Source organism: Leptolyngbya sp. FACHB-541 (genome assembly GCF_014695875.1).
Classification (GTDB): Bacteria; Cyanobacteriota; Cyanobacteriia; order Elainellales; family Elainellaceae; genus JAAUTN01.
The window spans coordinates 131,173-145,971 of the sequence record NZ_JACJPC010000119.1; the positions used below are offsets into that span (position 1 = coordinate 131,173).

Here is a 14,799-nt window from a genome sequence, read left to right on the forward strand (position 1 = left end):
AGCCTGCATCCCTCTCTGTAAAACAATTTCGTTGAACTGGCGTTAAGCAGTTTCGCGCAGAATGTCTGAAAGCATTTCTACAATTTGATCGATGTGATGTTTTTGGATGATCAGGGGGGGCGAGAGCGCGATGATGTCGCCTGTAGTGCGGATTAGCAGACCTTTTTCGTAAGCTCGTAGGAAACAGTCAAACGCTCGTGCAGTAGGTTTTCCGGGAATAGATTCTAGTTCAATGCCAGCCACGAGTCCCATATTGCGAACGTCAATCACATGGGGCAAATCGCGCAGGGAGTGAACCGCATCTTCCCAGTAGTCAGACAGATCACGGGCGTGTTGAAATAGTCCTTCTTCTTCGTAAACATCCAGGGTTGCCAGGGCTGCGGCACAAGCGAGTGGATGTCCGGAGTAGGTATAGCCATGCGCTAGCTCGATTGCCTGCTCAGGCCCGTGCATGAACGTGTCATAAATCTCTTTGCGAACAAAGACTGCCCCCATTGGAACTGTGCCGTTGGTGATGCCTTTGGCGACAGTGATCATGTCAGGCACTACGCCAAAATGCTCGGCGGCAAAGGAACTACCCAATCGCCCAAATCCGGTAATGACTTCGTCGAAAATTAACAGAATGCCATGTTTGTCGCAAATCGCTCGCAGCCGCTCTAAATAGCCCTGGGGGGGAATTAAAACACCCGTTGAGCCAGCCACAGGTTCCACAATCACCGCTGCGATGTTAGAGGCATCATGCAGAGCAACGATTCGCTCTAGCTCGTCTGCCAGGTGTGCGCCCCAGGCAGGCTGTTTTCGGCTGAAGGCGTTGTGTTCGAGGCTATGGGTGTGAGGCAGATGATCGACCCCGTTGAGCAGGCTGCCGAAGAACTTCCGGTTGGGGCCAATGCCGCCGACGGAAATGCCGCCAAAACCAACGCCGTGATAGCCACGTTCTCGACCAATGAGTCGCTGACGGGTGCCCTGTCCTTTGGCGCGATGGTAGGCGATCGCAATCTTTAAAGCTGAATCAACCGCCTCAGAACCAGAGTTAGCAAAAAACACATGGTCTAAATCCCCTGGCAGCATCGTCACCAGCCGTTCTGCTAGCTGAAACGCGCCTGGGTGGCCCATTTGAAATGCGGGCGCATAGTCTAGGGTTGAGACTTGCTTGTGGATTGCTTCAATAATTTTGGGGCGACAGTGCCCTGCGTTGACGCACCACAGCCCTGCCGTTCCATCCAGGACTTGCCGACCGTCTTCTGTGGTAAAGTGCATATCTTTGGCGGACACCATGATACGCGGCTTCGACTTGAACTGTCGATTGGCAGTGAAAGGCATCCAGAAAGCTTCGAGATTGGTTGTGGCGATCGCACTGGGGTGGGTCAGTTCTTGCATGGTCGGTTTCCGATTAGGGTCGGGTGTGGCGGTCTGCAATGGAAAATATTCTGGAATGTAGAATATGGGATCATTCTACATAGTCTGCTTCATCTACCTCTTGCATTTGATTCTTTTCGTAAGAAAAGGTCGCCGAGTGATACCTTTGCCAAACCGTTGAACTTCCTTAAACCGCGTTGAATTAAAAATCGAAGGGATCAAGCCATGAGACGATCAACTGGGATTCGGAGGCTACAGCCTGCCTGGTTTAAGTACGCCCTCGTTGGACTGTTAATCGTTGGCATCATCTTTCGATTTATCAACCTTGATAAAAAAGTTTACTGGCATGATGAAGTTTATACCTCTTTGCGAATTACGGCTCACACTCGTAGTGAGTTAGTCGAGCGAGCGTTCAACGGAAACATCATCACACCAGCCGATCTACAGGAGTATCAGCAGATTGATCCCAATCGCGGCTTTTGGTTAGCTATGTACCTCTCAGGCGTTGAGGACGCTCAGCATCCGCCGCTTTATTATGCGATCGCCTACTGGTGGGTGCAGATATTTGGCAACTCTATTGCGATTATTCGTAGCCTTTCGGCATTCTCCAGCCTGCTTATATTTCCCTGTCTCTACTGGCTTTGCCTGGAACTGTTTGAGTCACGTCTGGTCACAGGGGTGGCGATCGCCCTGATGGCAGTCTCTCCCTTTCAAGTTTTGTTTGCTCAGGAGGCGCGAGAATATAGCCTCTGGGCTACAACCATTTTGCTCTGTAGCGCAGCATTACTTTATGCAATTCGACGGCAGGCAAAATTTGCTTGGACGGTCTATGGGGTGTCGCTGATTGTTTCCCTCTACACCTTTTTATTTACAGGGTTAGTGGCGATCGGGCACAGCCTTTATGTATTAGCAATCAACCCATCTTATAGTCTGTCTCTTACAGATTTTCGAGTTAACAAATCGATTATTTCCTATGTCATTACCTCAACCATTGCGCTCATTGTTTTACTTCCCTGGTTTTACTTCATCTTCACTTACATCGAAATTGTTAGGGCAACTTCTGCTTGGTCAAGCATTTCTTTACCTCCGTTAATTTCTTTGCAGCTTTCTGCCTTAAATTTCAGCCGCAGCTTTGTTGATTTTGGTCACAGAATTGATAGCCCTGGCGTTTATTGGCTAATCGTTCCCTTTCTATTGCTTCAGCTCTATTCGCTTTGTTTCCTTTGTAGCCATACTCCTCCGAGGGTCTGGCTCTTTGTACTAACGCTAATTGGCTCCACCGCACTAATTTTAGGAATACCTGATCTAATTATTGGCGGTCAGCGTTTTACAGTAACTCGTTACCTAATTCCCTGCTTTTTAGGACTGCAATTGTCAACTGCTTATCTGATTGCAGCTTGGCTCAGTTCCATTCATGCTTTTTGGCGACAAATGGGGCTGGCGATCGCCAGTCTGCTAATCGTCTCTGGCATTCTTTCTTGCGCTATGAGTAGCCAAGCTGAAACCTGGTGGAACAAAGTTGTCAGCTACGACAACCCCAAGATTGCTAAAATCATTAACGCTTCAGAGAATCCGATTGTTGTAAGTGATGCCTTCGCTACTAATCCTGGCAATGTCGTTTCTCTGAGTTACCTATTGAATGAAAATGTCAGATTACTGTTGCTTCCAGAAATTAGCAGGTTACCCACCCCGCCCGACATTCCCGAACAGTTCAGCAACATCTTTTTTCTTGACCTTCCGAATGATTATTTAAACCAATTCCAGGAAAAATATCGTTCAAGTCTCACTCTCATTGGGGAAAGAGCCTGGCGGCTTAAAACCAAAGTTTAGCAACGTTGAATACTTGCGGCTTTGTCAAACCGGATTCGCTGCTGACCCTGGAAGAGTGCGATCGCATCAAGCAACTATATGACCATGATCACCACTTTCGCAGTCGGGTAATTATGCAAAGCTGCAAATCAGCAATAGCACCGCACATCCTCACCACACTCATCAGCTAAATAACAAAGCGCTCGAAACCGTAAACCAACCACTTCCTCGTACAGTGGATTCAGTTTGCACAGTGGCGGAATATGGGCGATTTTGCGACCAAACAAACAGATATCGCGCTCAAATGGACACTGCACGGGAACGGTGCGGCAGATGAAATGAGCCACTGCGGTATTGCGAACATCCAATCCGTTTAACCATTGGCGAATGGGATACAGTGCATCAAATGAAAACAGTTGAGAGTCCATGAAAACACAAGTTGATGAATGAGTAGGTTTGGTTTGGTTCAACATAGCTAGTCTCAAAATGGTGTTAAGTGTGTTACTGGGGAGAAATACCCCTGAAATGAGTCATCGGAAGGTGTTTAGCTCGATATATTTGTAGTTTAGTCATAACTCAGACAAATTCAAATATAGGAAAAATATAAATATCGTTTATGTGATATAACTCCTGCTTAATCTTCTCGCTGCCTACTAGTAACAACACCTTTAACTTCTATCATTCCGGCATCCACGCTTACAGCCATGTTCAGATACATAAGCTATGACGTAGGGGCAGTTCGCGAACTGCTCCTACAGGAGTTTGTGGTTCATGCAAGTAGAAATGTGCTGTGAAAGGGGACTTTGAGCAGTCCAGTTCAATCAAGCTGTCACAAGTTGCTTGCCATCAGGTAAAAAATCGATGTACTCAATACCTTGCTCATGAGCAACCACGCTACAAACAGGGCTGAAATCTGGAACTTGGTAAACCTGTTCATGCCAACACAGTCTTATGTGTTATCTCGCCCTTTGGTGTGATCTCATAGACAATTGGAATTCCGGTCGCCAGTTCCAGAGCAGGCACTTCATCGGGTTCTAGCTGGTCAAGCTGCATAATCAGGGCACGCAAAGAATTTCCGTGAGCAGCAACCAGGACGTTATCGCCTGTCGTCAGATGCTTGAGAATGCGATCGAGAAAAAAGGGTATCGTTCGAGCCACTGTGTCTTCCAGGCTTTCTCCCCCAGGTGGACGAATCGAAAAAGATCGCCGCCATTGGTGAACCACCTCTTCCCCAAACTGCTGCGCCATTTCCGCCTTGTTAAATCCTTGAAGGTCGCCATAGTAGCGCTCATCCAGTGACGAAGACATGAAAATAGGAACTTCATGGCTGTGGTCACCGCTATATTTGTCCCAACCGTGCCAGTCGGGGTCGTCTGCCTCATGCTTAAACACAGGACTTTTGCCACCGCAAACGCCGACACATTCTGTTAGACAAATTGCAGCCGTTTCCATTGCCCGCATCAGCAGACTGGTAAAGGCGACGTTGATTTGGTAGGGGCTGATTTTTTGGGCAGCGGCGATCGCCTCCCGTCTTCCCACATGGTTCAGCGGCACATCGACCCATCCGGTAAAGCGGTTTGCCGCATTCCAGGTACTTTGCCCGTGTCGCACCAAAATCAACTTCGCCATGCAACGTTCTTCCTGCGTGAATAGGATTCTGCCCCAGTAAATTTCTGTCTCACATCCTGACACCCCAGTCATACAGATCACTTATAGTAAGTAATGCTAATTTGATGTACTGGGGTAGTCCATCCAACTTCCAGAGGTTTACCTTTACTATGCATGACTTTTTGCCCGTCGCTTACTTTGAAAATCAGTTCGTTCCGTTTAACCAGGCAAAAATTTCTATTGCAACCCACGCTCTGCACTATGGGACTGGAGCCTTTGGTGGACTGCGCGGTATTCCTGATCCGCAAAACCCTAAGCAAATTTTGCTGTTTCGGCTCGATCGCCACTGTCAACGGCTGAGCAACAGCGCCCGACTGCTGCACTACGACCTACCCGCCGACAAAATTCAGCAGATCATCACAGACTTTGTTCAAAAGAACAAACCCGCCACCTCGTTCTACATTCGCCCCTTTGTCTACACCTCAGACTTGGGCATTGCTCCCCGCTTGCACAATGTAAAAAAAGACTTTTTCATCTACGGTTTAGAGCTGGGCGACTACCTCTCACCTGAAGGCGTAAGCTGCCGCATTAGCTCCTGGTATCGGCAAGAAGATCGCAGCTTACCCCTGCGCGGCAAAATCAGCGGAGCCTACATCACCTCCTCCCTCGCCAAAACGGAAGCCGTTGAATCTGGCTTCGACGAATCAATCCTGATGAATTCCCAGGGCAAGGTCAGCGAAGCCTCCGGGATGAACATCTTCATCGTCAGAAATGGCGAGATCTTCACCCCCGGATATGAGCAAGACATTCTGGAAGGCATTACGCGGGACAGCGTCTTAACGATCGCCAGAGATCTGGGTATCAAAGCCACCGAGCGCCCCATCGATAAGTCAGAACTGTTCATCGCTGACGAAGTCTTCCTCAGCGGCACTGCGGCCAAAATCACCCCTGTTAGCCGCATCGAAAACTTCAAACTGCCCACCCATCGCCCCGTTACCGACAAGCTGCGCGAAAAGCTCTCTGCCATTACTGAAAACCGCGATCCAGATTACAAAGATTGGGTGTTTACTATCTCGGTTGAATAAACGTCTACGTTACGCTAACGTTAGCCAACCTTGCCGCCCTAATAGCGGACTGTTGAAACACAGCAATAAAGAGGTTTTATGGAAACGTTAGAGTATTTCCTGCCACAGGTTTGGTTTGGAATTTTGGCCCTATTTCTCTTCCTCTACGTGATGCTAGACGGATTTGACTTAGGCGTAGGCATTCTTTCCCTTACCTCCGACGATGACGAGCGACGCGGTCTTTTAATGACCAGCCTCAGCAATATTTGGGATGCCAACGAAACCTGGCTGGTGTTGATGGGCGGGGGATTGTTTGGTGCATTTCCGCTGGCTTACAGCACGATTTTGAGTGCGCTCTACATCCCAATTTTTCTGATGGTTTTTGGGTTCATCTTCCGTGCCGTCGCCTTTGAATTTCGCGAACAAGCCACTCGCAAGTTTTTCTGGAACATCGCTTTCGGCGGCGGCAGCTTTACGGCGGCACTGGGGCAGGGGTTTGCGCTGGGGGCGGTGCTTAAGGGAATTGCGGTCGACGATGCCGGGCATTTCATCGGCGGCACCTGGGACTGGCTAAGCTGGCAAACGGTGCTGGTGGCTCTCACACTAATCCAGGGCTACGTGCTAATCGGCTCAACCTATCTCGTATGGAAGACTGAGGGAGAGTTACAGGAAACCCACTACAGAACGGCTAAAATTGCCGCCTGGACGACACTCATTGGCGCAGTTTTTATCACGGTTTCAACTCCAATCTTTTATGAAAGTGCCCGAGCCCGATTGTTTCAAGAGCCATTGATTTATATTTTTGCCGTGATTCCAGTTATTGGAATTCTGCTGATTTCTCAACTGCTGTTAAGCCTCAACCGCAAAGCAGAACGCGCTCCCTTTATCTGGACAATTTTGCTGTTTGTGCTGACGTTTATCGGACTGGCGCTCGTTGTTTTTCCTTACATCATTCCAACTGAGATCACGATCTATGAAGCAGCTGCCGATGCCAGTTCACTGGTGATCATGATCATTTTTATCGGATTTTTGATTCCAGTAATGCTGTTTTACAACCTTTACCAGTACGTTGTGTTTCGTGGAAAGGTGACAGGAGGCGAGGGGTATGAAGGGGAAGGATAAGAGATGAGGGGGCGATCGCCGTCCTGATATCCTTCACTTAGCGTCGTATGGTAAATTTGCCCGCAGGGTACTGATCTGCATTCTCTACCCTTCCTCCTCACACGCTAAGATTACGAATTCCATGAATCGAATTAGCCATTGGCTGAAGTCTCTCTCGTTGACTGCTGTGCTGCTGGTTGCTGGCAGTCCTATTCACTCTAAAGCTGGTGCAACCGTTGAAAATCCAGCAGTTTTGGTTCAATCGAATGCTGTTGATATCTATGTTCCACCTCCAGAACAAAGAAACAATGGCATCTGTCCAGATGTTCTAGAACCTGTGATCAATAACATCATTGATAGCCCTAGTTTTGCAGGTGGAAGATGGGGCGTTTTAGTTGAGTCTCTAGACTCATCAGATGTACTTTATAGCCGCAATTCTAATCAACTCCTGATTCCTGCTTCTAATGTGAAGCTGTTAACGACTGCTGCGGCTTTGCAAACTTTTGATCCGCAAAATTTGAATGATTCAGCTTCAATGCGAGAAATCATTCGAGTCACAAACTTAAACAGTGACAATGGCTATGCGGACAATCTTTTGCAACGGCTGGGCGGACCTCAAATGGTCAGAAATCTGTTAACTCCGTTAGGGGTTGACCCAAGCGGCTACCGACAGGTCGATGGTTCAGGATTGTCTCGTTCTAATGTTGCTAGTCCGGCTACATTTGTCGCAATTTTGAGAGCGATGGAGTCTGCCGACGGGGGCAATTTCTTTTATTCTTCGCTGCCCACGGGGGGAGTTAGCGGAACGCTAAGAAATCGTTTTCGCAACACGTCTGCCCAAGGCAGAGTTCACGCCAAAACCGGTACCTTAAACGGAGTCAGAGCTTTATCTGGCTACTTGGATAACCCCCAGTATGGGGAGATTGTCTTCAGCATTCTAGCGAATCAGCCCAATGCGTCGGGTGACACGATGCTACAAGCGATCGATCAGGTCGTGCTGCAACTGTCGCGACTGGCCCCTTGTGAATGAAATTCTGTGATGCGCTTAAGTTCGGACTTAAGATCCTAAACTGCGGTTGTTTAAACCGCTGTTAGAGGTGAGACTGGCAACAACACCACAATCAACGTCACTAAGCCCCCTTGAGCGAATTACTTTGCCAGATTTTCACATTGCAGCAACCGTAATTTAGCTCAAAGTACCTGAAGCACAGAACAGAATCTAGGAATAATCGTCATGGTCAGGCTATCCCCCCGTTTCGCGAAATCAACCGTCACCTTGCTGCTGAGTTTGGCGGCGATCGCCAGTTTTTCTAATGTGACCAGTGCTCAGGCGAGTATTCGATTTAATTCTCCTGCGATTGGAGCGCCCGGAAACCGTGAAGCTGGCGCGTCGCGGAGTGCGCCCTGTGCAGCTAGCGATCGCGGACTGGTTGCCTTGCTGCCTGAAACCAACTTAGGCTTAACCACCCAAGCCTATCCAACCTTCTTTGCCTATCTGCCCCCGACCACTGCGACCACAGCGGAGTTTGTCCTCTATCACGAAGGCACTGACGAGTTAGTCTACAGCACCTCATTTGAAATCACTGGAAATCCTGGAATCGCTAGCATTCAACTGCCTGAACAGGCGGGGCAAAGACCCCTTGAAGTGGGCGAAAGCTATTACTGGTATTTCACGATTATCTGCAATGCCGACGAGCGGTCTGCCGATATGAGCGTGCAGGGTGGGGTGCAGCGAGTTGCACCTGACTCTAGCTTGCTCAACCAGGTTCAAACTGCTCAGCCTCAGGAAATTCCAATCATCTACGCCGAGGCAGGCATCTGGCATGAAGCCCTCTCGACGCTAGTCGAATTGAGCCGCGCCAACCCTAACGACCCGACCGTGAACGCTAACCTGGATGAACTGTTGGATTCGGTGGGGTTAGGGGCGATCGCCAACGAACCGTTGTTTTAGAGGCTAGAGACTAGGGTGTGCTGTAAGACTGTTTCAGGTTCCAAACCCTTCTGGAGAAGGGAGTTTTCAACCCCTAGCCCCTACTTCCTAGCCCCTAATCCTCCACTAACTGTCGGAACCACTCATCTTCCCAAAGTGAATCAAAGCTGGGATCGGCTTTAGCATCGTCGCGATATCTGCGGTTGAGTCCGATCGCCCGTTGAAGATTCTCTAGCCCTGGATCGACTTCTCCTTGCAGCACATAGCAGACGGCTTTGTTGTAGTAGGTGTTGGCGTAGTCGGGTTTGAGGTCGAGGGCTTTGTCAAATTGGGCGATCGCTTCCCGATCGCGTCCCAGTTTCACCAGGGCATAGCCTTTTTTGTCTAGCGCTTTGAAAGAATCGGGCTTGAGTCGGAGAACGCGATCAAAAGAGGCAAGCGCATCTTCAAATCGGCCCAGTTCTTCTAGCGCTAAGCCGCGATTGAGCCATGCGACGGAGTCATCAGGTTGGCATTGGGTAGCCCGGTCAAAGGCTTTGAAGGCTTCTTCGTGGCGTTGCAGAGTGCCTAGCGCCACGCCGCGATTGACCCAGGCTTCGTGGTAGTCGGATTTAAGGTCAATGGCTTTATCGAAGGAGGCGATCGCATCTTCCTGGCGCTTCAAACGACTCAGGGTTAATCCTCGGTTGAGCCATACTTTAGCGTCTTTAGGCTGTACTTGAACGGCTTTGTCTAAGTCAGCAAAGGCATCTTCGTAGCGCTTCAGTTCTCTCAGGCTGACGCCCCGGTGATACCAGATGCTAGGAATGTCAGCGTTAAAGTCCAGAGCTTTGTCAAAGTTGGCGATCGCCGACTCGTGCTGCTGCATTTCCTGGAGGCTTCGACCCCGCTGATACCAAACTTGAGGATTGTTGGGCTGCACCTCAAGCGCCTGATCGTATTGAGCGATCGCCCCTTCGTAGCGCCCTTCCTCAAACAGCGTGTTGCCCTGAGTAATGTAGTCGTCAGCCGTCATGAATAGCTGAGGACGGTTTGACCGCAGTGTTTCTAGCTGTTGGGCAATTTCCTGAAGGCGTTTCTGGAGGTCAGACTCAAACGATTCGGCAATGAACTGCGGCGATACTTCGGCAAGCTGCTGGAGGATTTGCTCTTTGCGGCTCTGAGCATCAGATTGGACGGCGGATAGCTGGTTGGCAATTTCTGCTTCCAACTTTTGCAGGTTTTGCAGAATGCCGTCTTTCTCTTTCTGCACGTCAGTTTGCAAAGTAGACTCTAGCTCAGACACCTTTGCTGCAAATCGGGTTTCCAGTTTCTCTACGTTTTGGCGAATGATGTCTTTTTGCGATCGCGCGTCTGATTTCACCTCAGACAATTGGGTTGCTAGTTCAGCCTCCATCTTCTCCAGGTTCTCAAAGATGCGCTGCTTGCGCTGATCAGATGCAGTTTGCAGTTCGGTAAGCTGCGCCTCAATTTCAGACCTGAGCCTGTCTAGATTTTCCAGCGCCACATCTCTCATTCCCTGTGCGCCCTGCTGAAGCTGAGAGAGCTGGTCAGAAAATCCTGACTGCAAGCCATCCAGATTTTGCAGCACTTCTTCTCTGCGTCCCTGAATGTCCTGGAGCAGCTCAGCCAGTTGGGTTTCTGCTTGTGCCTGCAAGCGCTCCAGGTTTTGCAACGTCTCATCTCTGCGCCCTTGAACGCTTTGCTGCACTTCTGAAAGCCGCGTTTCTGCGTCAGATTCTAGTTTTTCCAAGTTTTGCAGCGTTTCTGCCTGACGGTTTTGAGCGCTAGCCCGCAGGGATGAAGACTGAGCCGCCAAATCAGATTCTAGTTTTTTCAGGTTTTGCAAGGTTCCATCTTTGTGTCCTTGTGCGTCTGATTGAAGCGCATTCATCTGTGACGCAACTTCTGACTCTAGCGTCTTCAGGTACAGCAAAATAGAGTCACGCTGCTGCTGAATTTGAGACGCTGCACTCTGCTGAAGCTCGTTAAACTTGGGAGCCAGTTCTGCTTCCAGGCCACCCAAGCGCTCAAACACATAATCTTTTTGAGTCGTAACTTCGGATTGCAGGGCAGCTAGACGAGCGACAAATTCTTGTTCAGATTGCTCCAGATGTTGCAGAGATTGGTCTTTGCGGGCGATCGCCCCTGCTCCCAATTCGTTCAACTGTGCCCCAAAGTTTTGTTCTGCTTCACTCAGGTTTTGCAAGACCTGATCTTTCTGGGAAATTGTGTGCGATCGCAATTCGTCTAGCTGGCTGGTAAAGTCTTGCTCTGAAGTCACCAGGTGTTGTAGCGTCTGGTCTTTCCGGTTCACCACATTCACCTGAACCTCAGACAACTGAGCCGCGAAGGTGGATTCTGAATCGTCCAGCTTTTGTTGAATTGCTTTCAGATGTGTCTCAAACTCAGCAGCAGTCTTGTCTTTAAGCTGAGTGATTTCAGCCACCAGTTTCGACAAAACATCACGCTTGCTGCCCACTTCAGCCTGAAACTTGTCGGCATACTGGCTTAGCTCGTCAGCGATATCTTCAGCTTCTTGCAGAATCGAATCGACTTCCGCCTTAGTTTTGACGATTTCGCCTTCCAGGTCGCCCAACTCCTTAACGTGGTTTTTGGCGATCGCCGTCACTTCTCGAATTACAGCTCTTCTCAATAGCCAAAGTCCTGCGATCGCCGCCACCAGCAACAGCGCCAGCACTGCCAGCAAAACGTTGAACAATGTCGTTGTGCGGCTAAAAACTTGATTGGCTTCAGCCTGTACCTGTTCCTGGGTTTGCTGTTCTTCGCGCAGTCGCTCCAGTTCTTCGCGCTCTTCTGCCGTCAGCCGTTGCGCCAGGATCAACTTAGAAGAATCTAACTCTGTCAGCGATTCTGCCGATCGCGCAGGCAGAGCCACAAACCCAATCGACCCTAGCAAAAAGGAAAGGGCGATACCGCTCTGGGCTACCAATGCAACGACTTTATGATTCTTGCGCTTCATCAGGGTTTTCCTTGTCAGTCGGTCAGGGTTCAGGGGTCACAATCGATCGGTCAAATTTTGCGATCGCTACTTCCTCAAGTCTAACCAGTAGTCGGTTATGGAGATTTTGACAAGTCCTTAGCTCGAAGTTGACGATTGAGCCGCTTCTGCTTCTGTCGGTTCTTTTAACAATTCTTGGGGCAACGATTCTGCTAGAGGCGAAGCAGGAATCGGAATTTCTTCTACCTCAGATAGCTTCTCAATCGCAAGACGGGTTTGAGGTATCCCACCTGACAAACGTTTGAGCAGTTTGGGGCGTGGGTCGTGGAGCAAGTAAATGATGCGATCGCCTACCTGCCAGTCTTCTGCCGCAGTCACCACCAGCAACCGACCTTCTCGCTCAACCAGCAGCGGCACCAGTTCCTCTGCCCGAATCAGGGCTCTGAGATGCGCCTGCTGAAACAATAGACCCGACTCCCGCAATGTTGTTTCACCCAGTTTTACGGCCCCGTCGCTGAGATAGCGATTCCAGGTTTTCAGCGGCATTTGCGCCATAAAAGCGGGTTGAGCTTTGGTTTTAGCGGCTGGGTTTGCGTTCTGCGACTCGCTTGGCGGTAGCACTGCCAAAACTCTAGGTGGGCTAAATTCCTCGGCGGCTCGTTGTGCCAACACCAAATTCACTTCGCCGTTGTTGGTCATCGCCAAAAACGTTCCTGCCGTTGCTAGACCTGCCTTTTCTAGCACCTCAGTATCTAAAGCGCTGCTGGCAAATACGGTGATATTTTCTAGCTCAGCTTCTCGACAGGCTTCCTGGTCGGTATCGATTAAAACGGCTAATTCTCCCCGGTCTTTAAATAGCCGTGCAATTAAGCGACTCACCGGATTACAGCCCACAATCACAGCTCCGGTTGCCTGAGTTGAGGTAATCCGAAGCAAGCGGGCAACCCATCCTGCGGTCAGCCCTTGCAAGAATACAGTCGAAAGGATCGTGAGGAAGACCAGCGCCTTGATCGAGTCACCCCCGTTGATCCCCCGCTCCGTGAGCAGAATTGCAAACAAAGAGGCAACCGAGGCAGAAACAATTCCTTTGGGGGCAACCCAGCAGACAAATAGCTTTTGCCGCCAATTCAGTCCGCTATTCCAGGTGCAAAGCCAAACCGTAATTGGGCGGATCACAAACATCAGCACTGCTACCGTTAAGATTGCGCCGCGCCCCAAAGCGAAGACGCTAGCCAAAGACAAATCAGCAGCTAGCAGAATAAACAATACTGAAACTGCCAGGATGGTTAACTGTCCCTTAAATCGTCTCAGCAGCCGTTCTTCAGGAACGGAGGAGGCACGTAGCACGATTCCAGCAACGACGGTGGTCATCAGTCCAGCTTCACTGCGAATCGTTTGAGCTAGTCCAAACAGTCCCCACAAGCCTGCCAGGACGACCAAATTCTTCAACTCATCAGAGAGAAAGTCTGCGCGCTTGAGAATTAACCCCAACAGCCAGCCGCCAACTGCCCCAATGCCTGCGCCGATCCCCAAGCGAATCACTAGACCGCTGACGATGTAGAGGGGATCGGTATCTCCGTTGAGAATAATGTCCAGGACAACGACCGCCAAAATTGCGCCAACAGGGTCAATTAGAACCCCTTCGCCCTCTAACAAGGCAGAAACTTGGCGATCGACTTTTACCTGCTTCAGCAGCGGACTGATGACAGTTGGTCCAGTGACAACGACTAGTGCTGCGTAGAGAAAGGCGATCGCCCAGGGAAACTCACCCAGCCAGTGAGCCGCCATGCCACCGCCCAGCAAAGTAATCAGCGTGCCAAAGGTAACAAGATTGCGTAGACTCCCTGAAACTCTGCCGATTTCCCGCAGTTCCAGGTTTAAGCCGCCTTCAAATAGAATCAGTGCCACCGAGAGAGCAACAATCACCTCCAGCCCCGTTCCCAGAACGTTGGGGTGAAGTATGCCGATGCCATCAGAACCCAGCAAAATTCCAAACAGCAGCAGGAATACGATGCTAGGTACTTTCAGGTAATCTGCCACAACCTGAGCGCTAATCCCGGCTATGACGGTCATTACCATCTGTAGCGTAATCTCAAACGGAGTATCCATAGATTTCGCTGGGGCAGGTCAACCCAGTTTTGACGGCTGGGTCTGTTCGCTCTTGCTTGGATTCAACCTACGATAGCAACCTGTCAAGCATAGCTTTAGATGGTGCATAAGCGAGGGAATAGATTTAGATCAGAGTTGTTTAATCTCTATTGATCATAATTTGGGATTTATTTTGAACTTACAAATTTGCCTGAAATTGCTGAAGCAACCAGGCACAAACTTGAGATTGATTAACCTAACGAGTACGGCGCAAAGCTTCTTCTAAAAGAGAAATCTCTAAACTTGGTAAAATATTAGATTGCTCAATTCGTCTGCTGCCACGATCGGCGATCGCAAAGGCAATAATCTGCACATTTTGTACGTCTACAATCCAGTATTCAGAAACACCCATATCTTCATAAAGCAATCGCTTCTCACCCTTATCATCTGCCAGCGAAGTATTAGCAACTTCAATCACTAAATCAGGTGCAGAATAGGTTTCTAGATTAATAATTGAGGTTCCCCAGGGAATAACATCTGCATTTTCTCCAACATAGTAGGACACATCCGGTTGAGCTTCCTGCACTCCAGTCTTTCGATAGGTGCAATTTGTTAATCCATTGACTGGAATTTCTTGAATACTACAAAAAAGATTAACCGCAAAGGTAATAACCGTGTTGTCACTGGCATGATCATGTCCCAAAGGTGTCATTTCCAGTCTTAATTTGCCATTCCAGTAATAACTTCTTGCCGTCACATAAGCAGGATCTTCAATTGCCTGAATATACTCATTCCAGGTTGACGAGATCCACATATCTGGCTTTAACTGAGTGGGTGAATTACTCATCGATCAGTCTATTTTTAAGTAGTCTTTGTTG

The 14,799-nt window shown here is 49.3% G+C and carries 11 protein-coding genes; 5 read left to right on the top strand and 6 right to left on the bottom strand.

What is annotated here, in order from left to right:
- Positions 1–42: 42 nt before the first annotated feature.
- Complete coding sequence (locus H6G00_RS26700) at positions 43–1,380, bottom strand: aspartate aminotransferase family protein (RefSeq protein WP_190682188.1); 1,338 nt, start codon at positions 1,378–1,380, stop codon at positions 43–45.
- A 204-nt stretch (positions 1,381–1,584) separates the two neighbouring features.
- Here H6G00_RS26700 and H6G00_RS26705 point away from each other — a divergent pair, with 204 nt between their 5' ends.
- Positions 1,585–3,189, top strand: coding sequence for a glycosyltransferase family 39 protein (locus tag H6G00_RS26705; RefSeq protein ID WP_190799049.1), 1,605 nt, complete (start codon positions 1,585–1,587; stop codon positions 3,187–3,189).
- Between the two features lie 128 nt (positions 3,190–3,317).
- Here H6G00_RS26705 and H6G00_RS26710 read toward each other — a convergent pair whose 3' ends face one another.
- Together H6G00_RS26710 and H6G00_RS26715 are read right to left on the bottom strand one after the other, a co-directional pair.
- Entirely contained in the window at positions 3,318–3,596 is a 279-nt protein-coding gene (locus tag H6G00_RS26710) for a Mo-dependent nitrogenase C-terminal domain-containing protein (RefSeq protein ID WP_242042511.1), read from the bottom strand.
- A gap of 505 nt (positions 3,597–4,101) precedes the next feature.
- Complete coding sequence (locus tag H6G00_RS26715) at positions 4,102–4,797, bottom strand: 2,3-bisphosphoglycerate-dependent phosphoglycerate mutase (RefSeq protein WP_190799051.1); 696 nt, start codon at positions 4,795–4,797, stop codon at positions 4,102–4,104.
- 149 nt (positions 4,798–4,946) lie between these two features.
- Between H6G00_RS26715 and H6G00_RS26720 the strand changes: the two genes are divergently transcribed.
- From H6G00_RS26720 to H6G00_RS26735, 4 genes are all read left to right on the top strand, one after another.
- On the top strand, positions 4,947–5,861 hold the full coding sequence (locus H6G00_RS26720; RefSeq protein ID WP_190645720.1) for a branched-chain amino acid transaminase: 915 nt from the start codon (positions 4,947–4,949) through the stop codon (positions 5,859–5,861).
- A 78-nt stretch (positions 5,862–5,939) separates the two neighbouring features.
- Positions 5,940–6,962, top strand: coding sequence for a cytochrome d ubiquinol oxidase subunit II (locus H6G00_RS26725; protein WP_190645719.1), 1,023 nt, complete (start codon positions 5,940–5,942; stop codon positions 6,960–6,962).
- Between the two features lie 121 nt (positions 6,963–7,083).
- The gene (locus H6G00_RS26730; protein ID WP_190799052.1) at positions 7,084–7,971 is read left to right on the top strand and encodes a D-alanyl-D-alanine carboxypeptidase; all 888 of its coding nucleotides are present in this window, start codon (positions 7,084–7,086) and stop codon (positions 7,969–7,971) included.
- Positions 7,972–8,175: 204 nt separating this feature from the next.
- A complete protein-coding gene (locus H6G00_RS26735) occupies positions 8,176–8,892 on the top strand; it encodes a DUF928 domain-containing protein (protein WP_190799053.1) in 717 nt (238 codons plus the stop codon).
- A 94-nt stretch (positions 8,893–8,986) separates the two neighbouring features.
- Here the strand turns inward: H6G00_RS26735 and H6G00_RS26740 are convergent, their stop codons facing one another.
- From H6G00_RS26740 to H6G00_RS26750, 3 genes are all read right to left on the bottom strand, one after another.
- Positions 8,987–11,854 carry a tetratricopeptide repeat protein gene (locus tag H6G00_RS26740; protein WP_190799054.1) on the bottom strand — a complete coding sequence of 956 codons (2,868 nt, stop codon included), beginning with the start codon at positions 11,852–11,854 and terminating at the stop codon, positions 8,987–8,989.
- Between the two features lie 117 nt (positions 11,855–11,971).
- Entirely contained in the window at positions 11,972–13,942 is a 1,971-nt protein-coding gene (locus H6G00_RS26745) for a cation:proton antiporter (protein ID WP_190799055.1), read from the bottom strand.
- Between the two features lie 235 nt (positions 13,943–14,177).
- A complete protein-coding gene (locus tag H6G00_RS26750) occupies positions 14,178–14,768 on the bottom strand; it encodes a Uma2 family endonuclease (RefSeq protein ID WP_190799056.1) in 591 nt (196 codons plus the stop codon).
- Positions 14,769–14,799: the final 31 nt, after the last annotated feature.

Excerpts from the sequence above, each read along its gene's own strand:
- H6G00_RS26700 (WP_190682188.1), bottom strand. The coding sequence starts at position 1,380 with ATGCAAGAACTGACCCACCCCAGTGCGATCGCCACAACCAATCTCGAA.
- H6G00_RS26705 (WP_190799049.1), top strand. The coding sequence starts at position 1,585 with ATGAGACGATCAACTGGGATTCGGAGGCTACAGCCTGCCTGGTTTAAG.
- H6G00_RS26710 (WP_242042511.1), bottom strand. The coding sequence starts at position 3,596 with ATGGACTCTCAACTGTTTTCATTTGATGCACTGTATCCCATTCGCCAA.
- H6G00_RS26715 (WP_190799051.1), bottom strand. The coding sequence starts at position 4,797 with ATGGCGAAGTTGATTTTGGTGCGACACGGGCAAAGTACCTGGAATGCG.
- H6G00_RS26720 (WP_190645720.1), top strand. The coding sequence starts at position 4,947 with ATGCATGACTTTTTGCCCGTCGCTTACTTTGAAAATCAGTTCGTTCCG.
- H6G00_RS26725 (WP_190645719.1), top strand. The coding sequence starts at position 5,940 with ATGGAAACGTTAGAGTATTTCCTGCCACAGGTTTGGTTTGGAATTTTG.
- H6G00_RS26730 (WP_190799052.1), top strand. The coding sequence starts at position 7,084 with ATGAATCGAATTAGCCATTGGCTGAAGTCTCTCTCGTTGACTGCTGTG.
- H6G00_RS26735 (WP_190799053.1), top strand. The coding sequence starts at position 8,176 with ATGGTCAGGCTATCCCCCCGTTTCGCGAAATCAACCGTCACCTTGCTG.
- H6G00_RS26740 (WP_190799054.1), bottom strand. The coding sequence starts at position 11,854 with ATGAAGCGCAAGAATCATAAAGTCGTTGCATTGGTAGCCCAGAGCGGT.
- H6G00_RS26745 (WP_190799055.1), bottom strand. The coding sequence starts at position 13,942 with ATGGATACTCCGTTTGAGATTACGCTACAGATGGTAATGACCGTCATA.
- H6G00_RS26750 (WP_190799056.1), bottom strand. The coding sequence starts at position 14,768 with ATGAGTAATTCACCCACTCAGTTAAAGCCAGATATGTGGATCTCGTCA.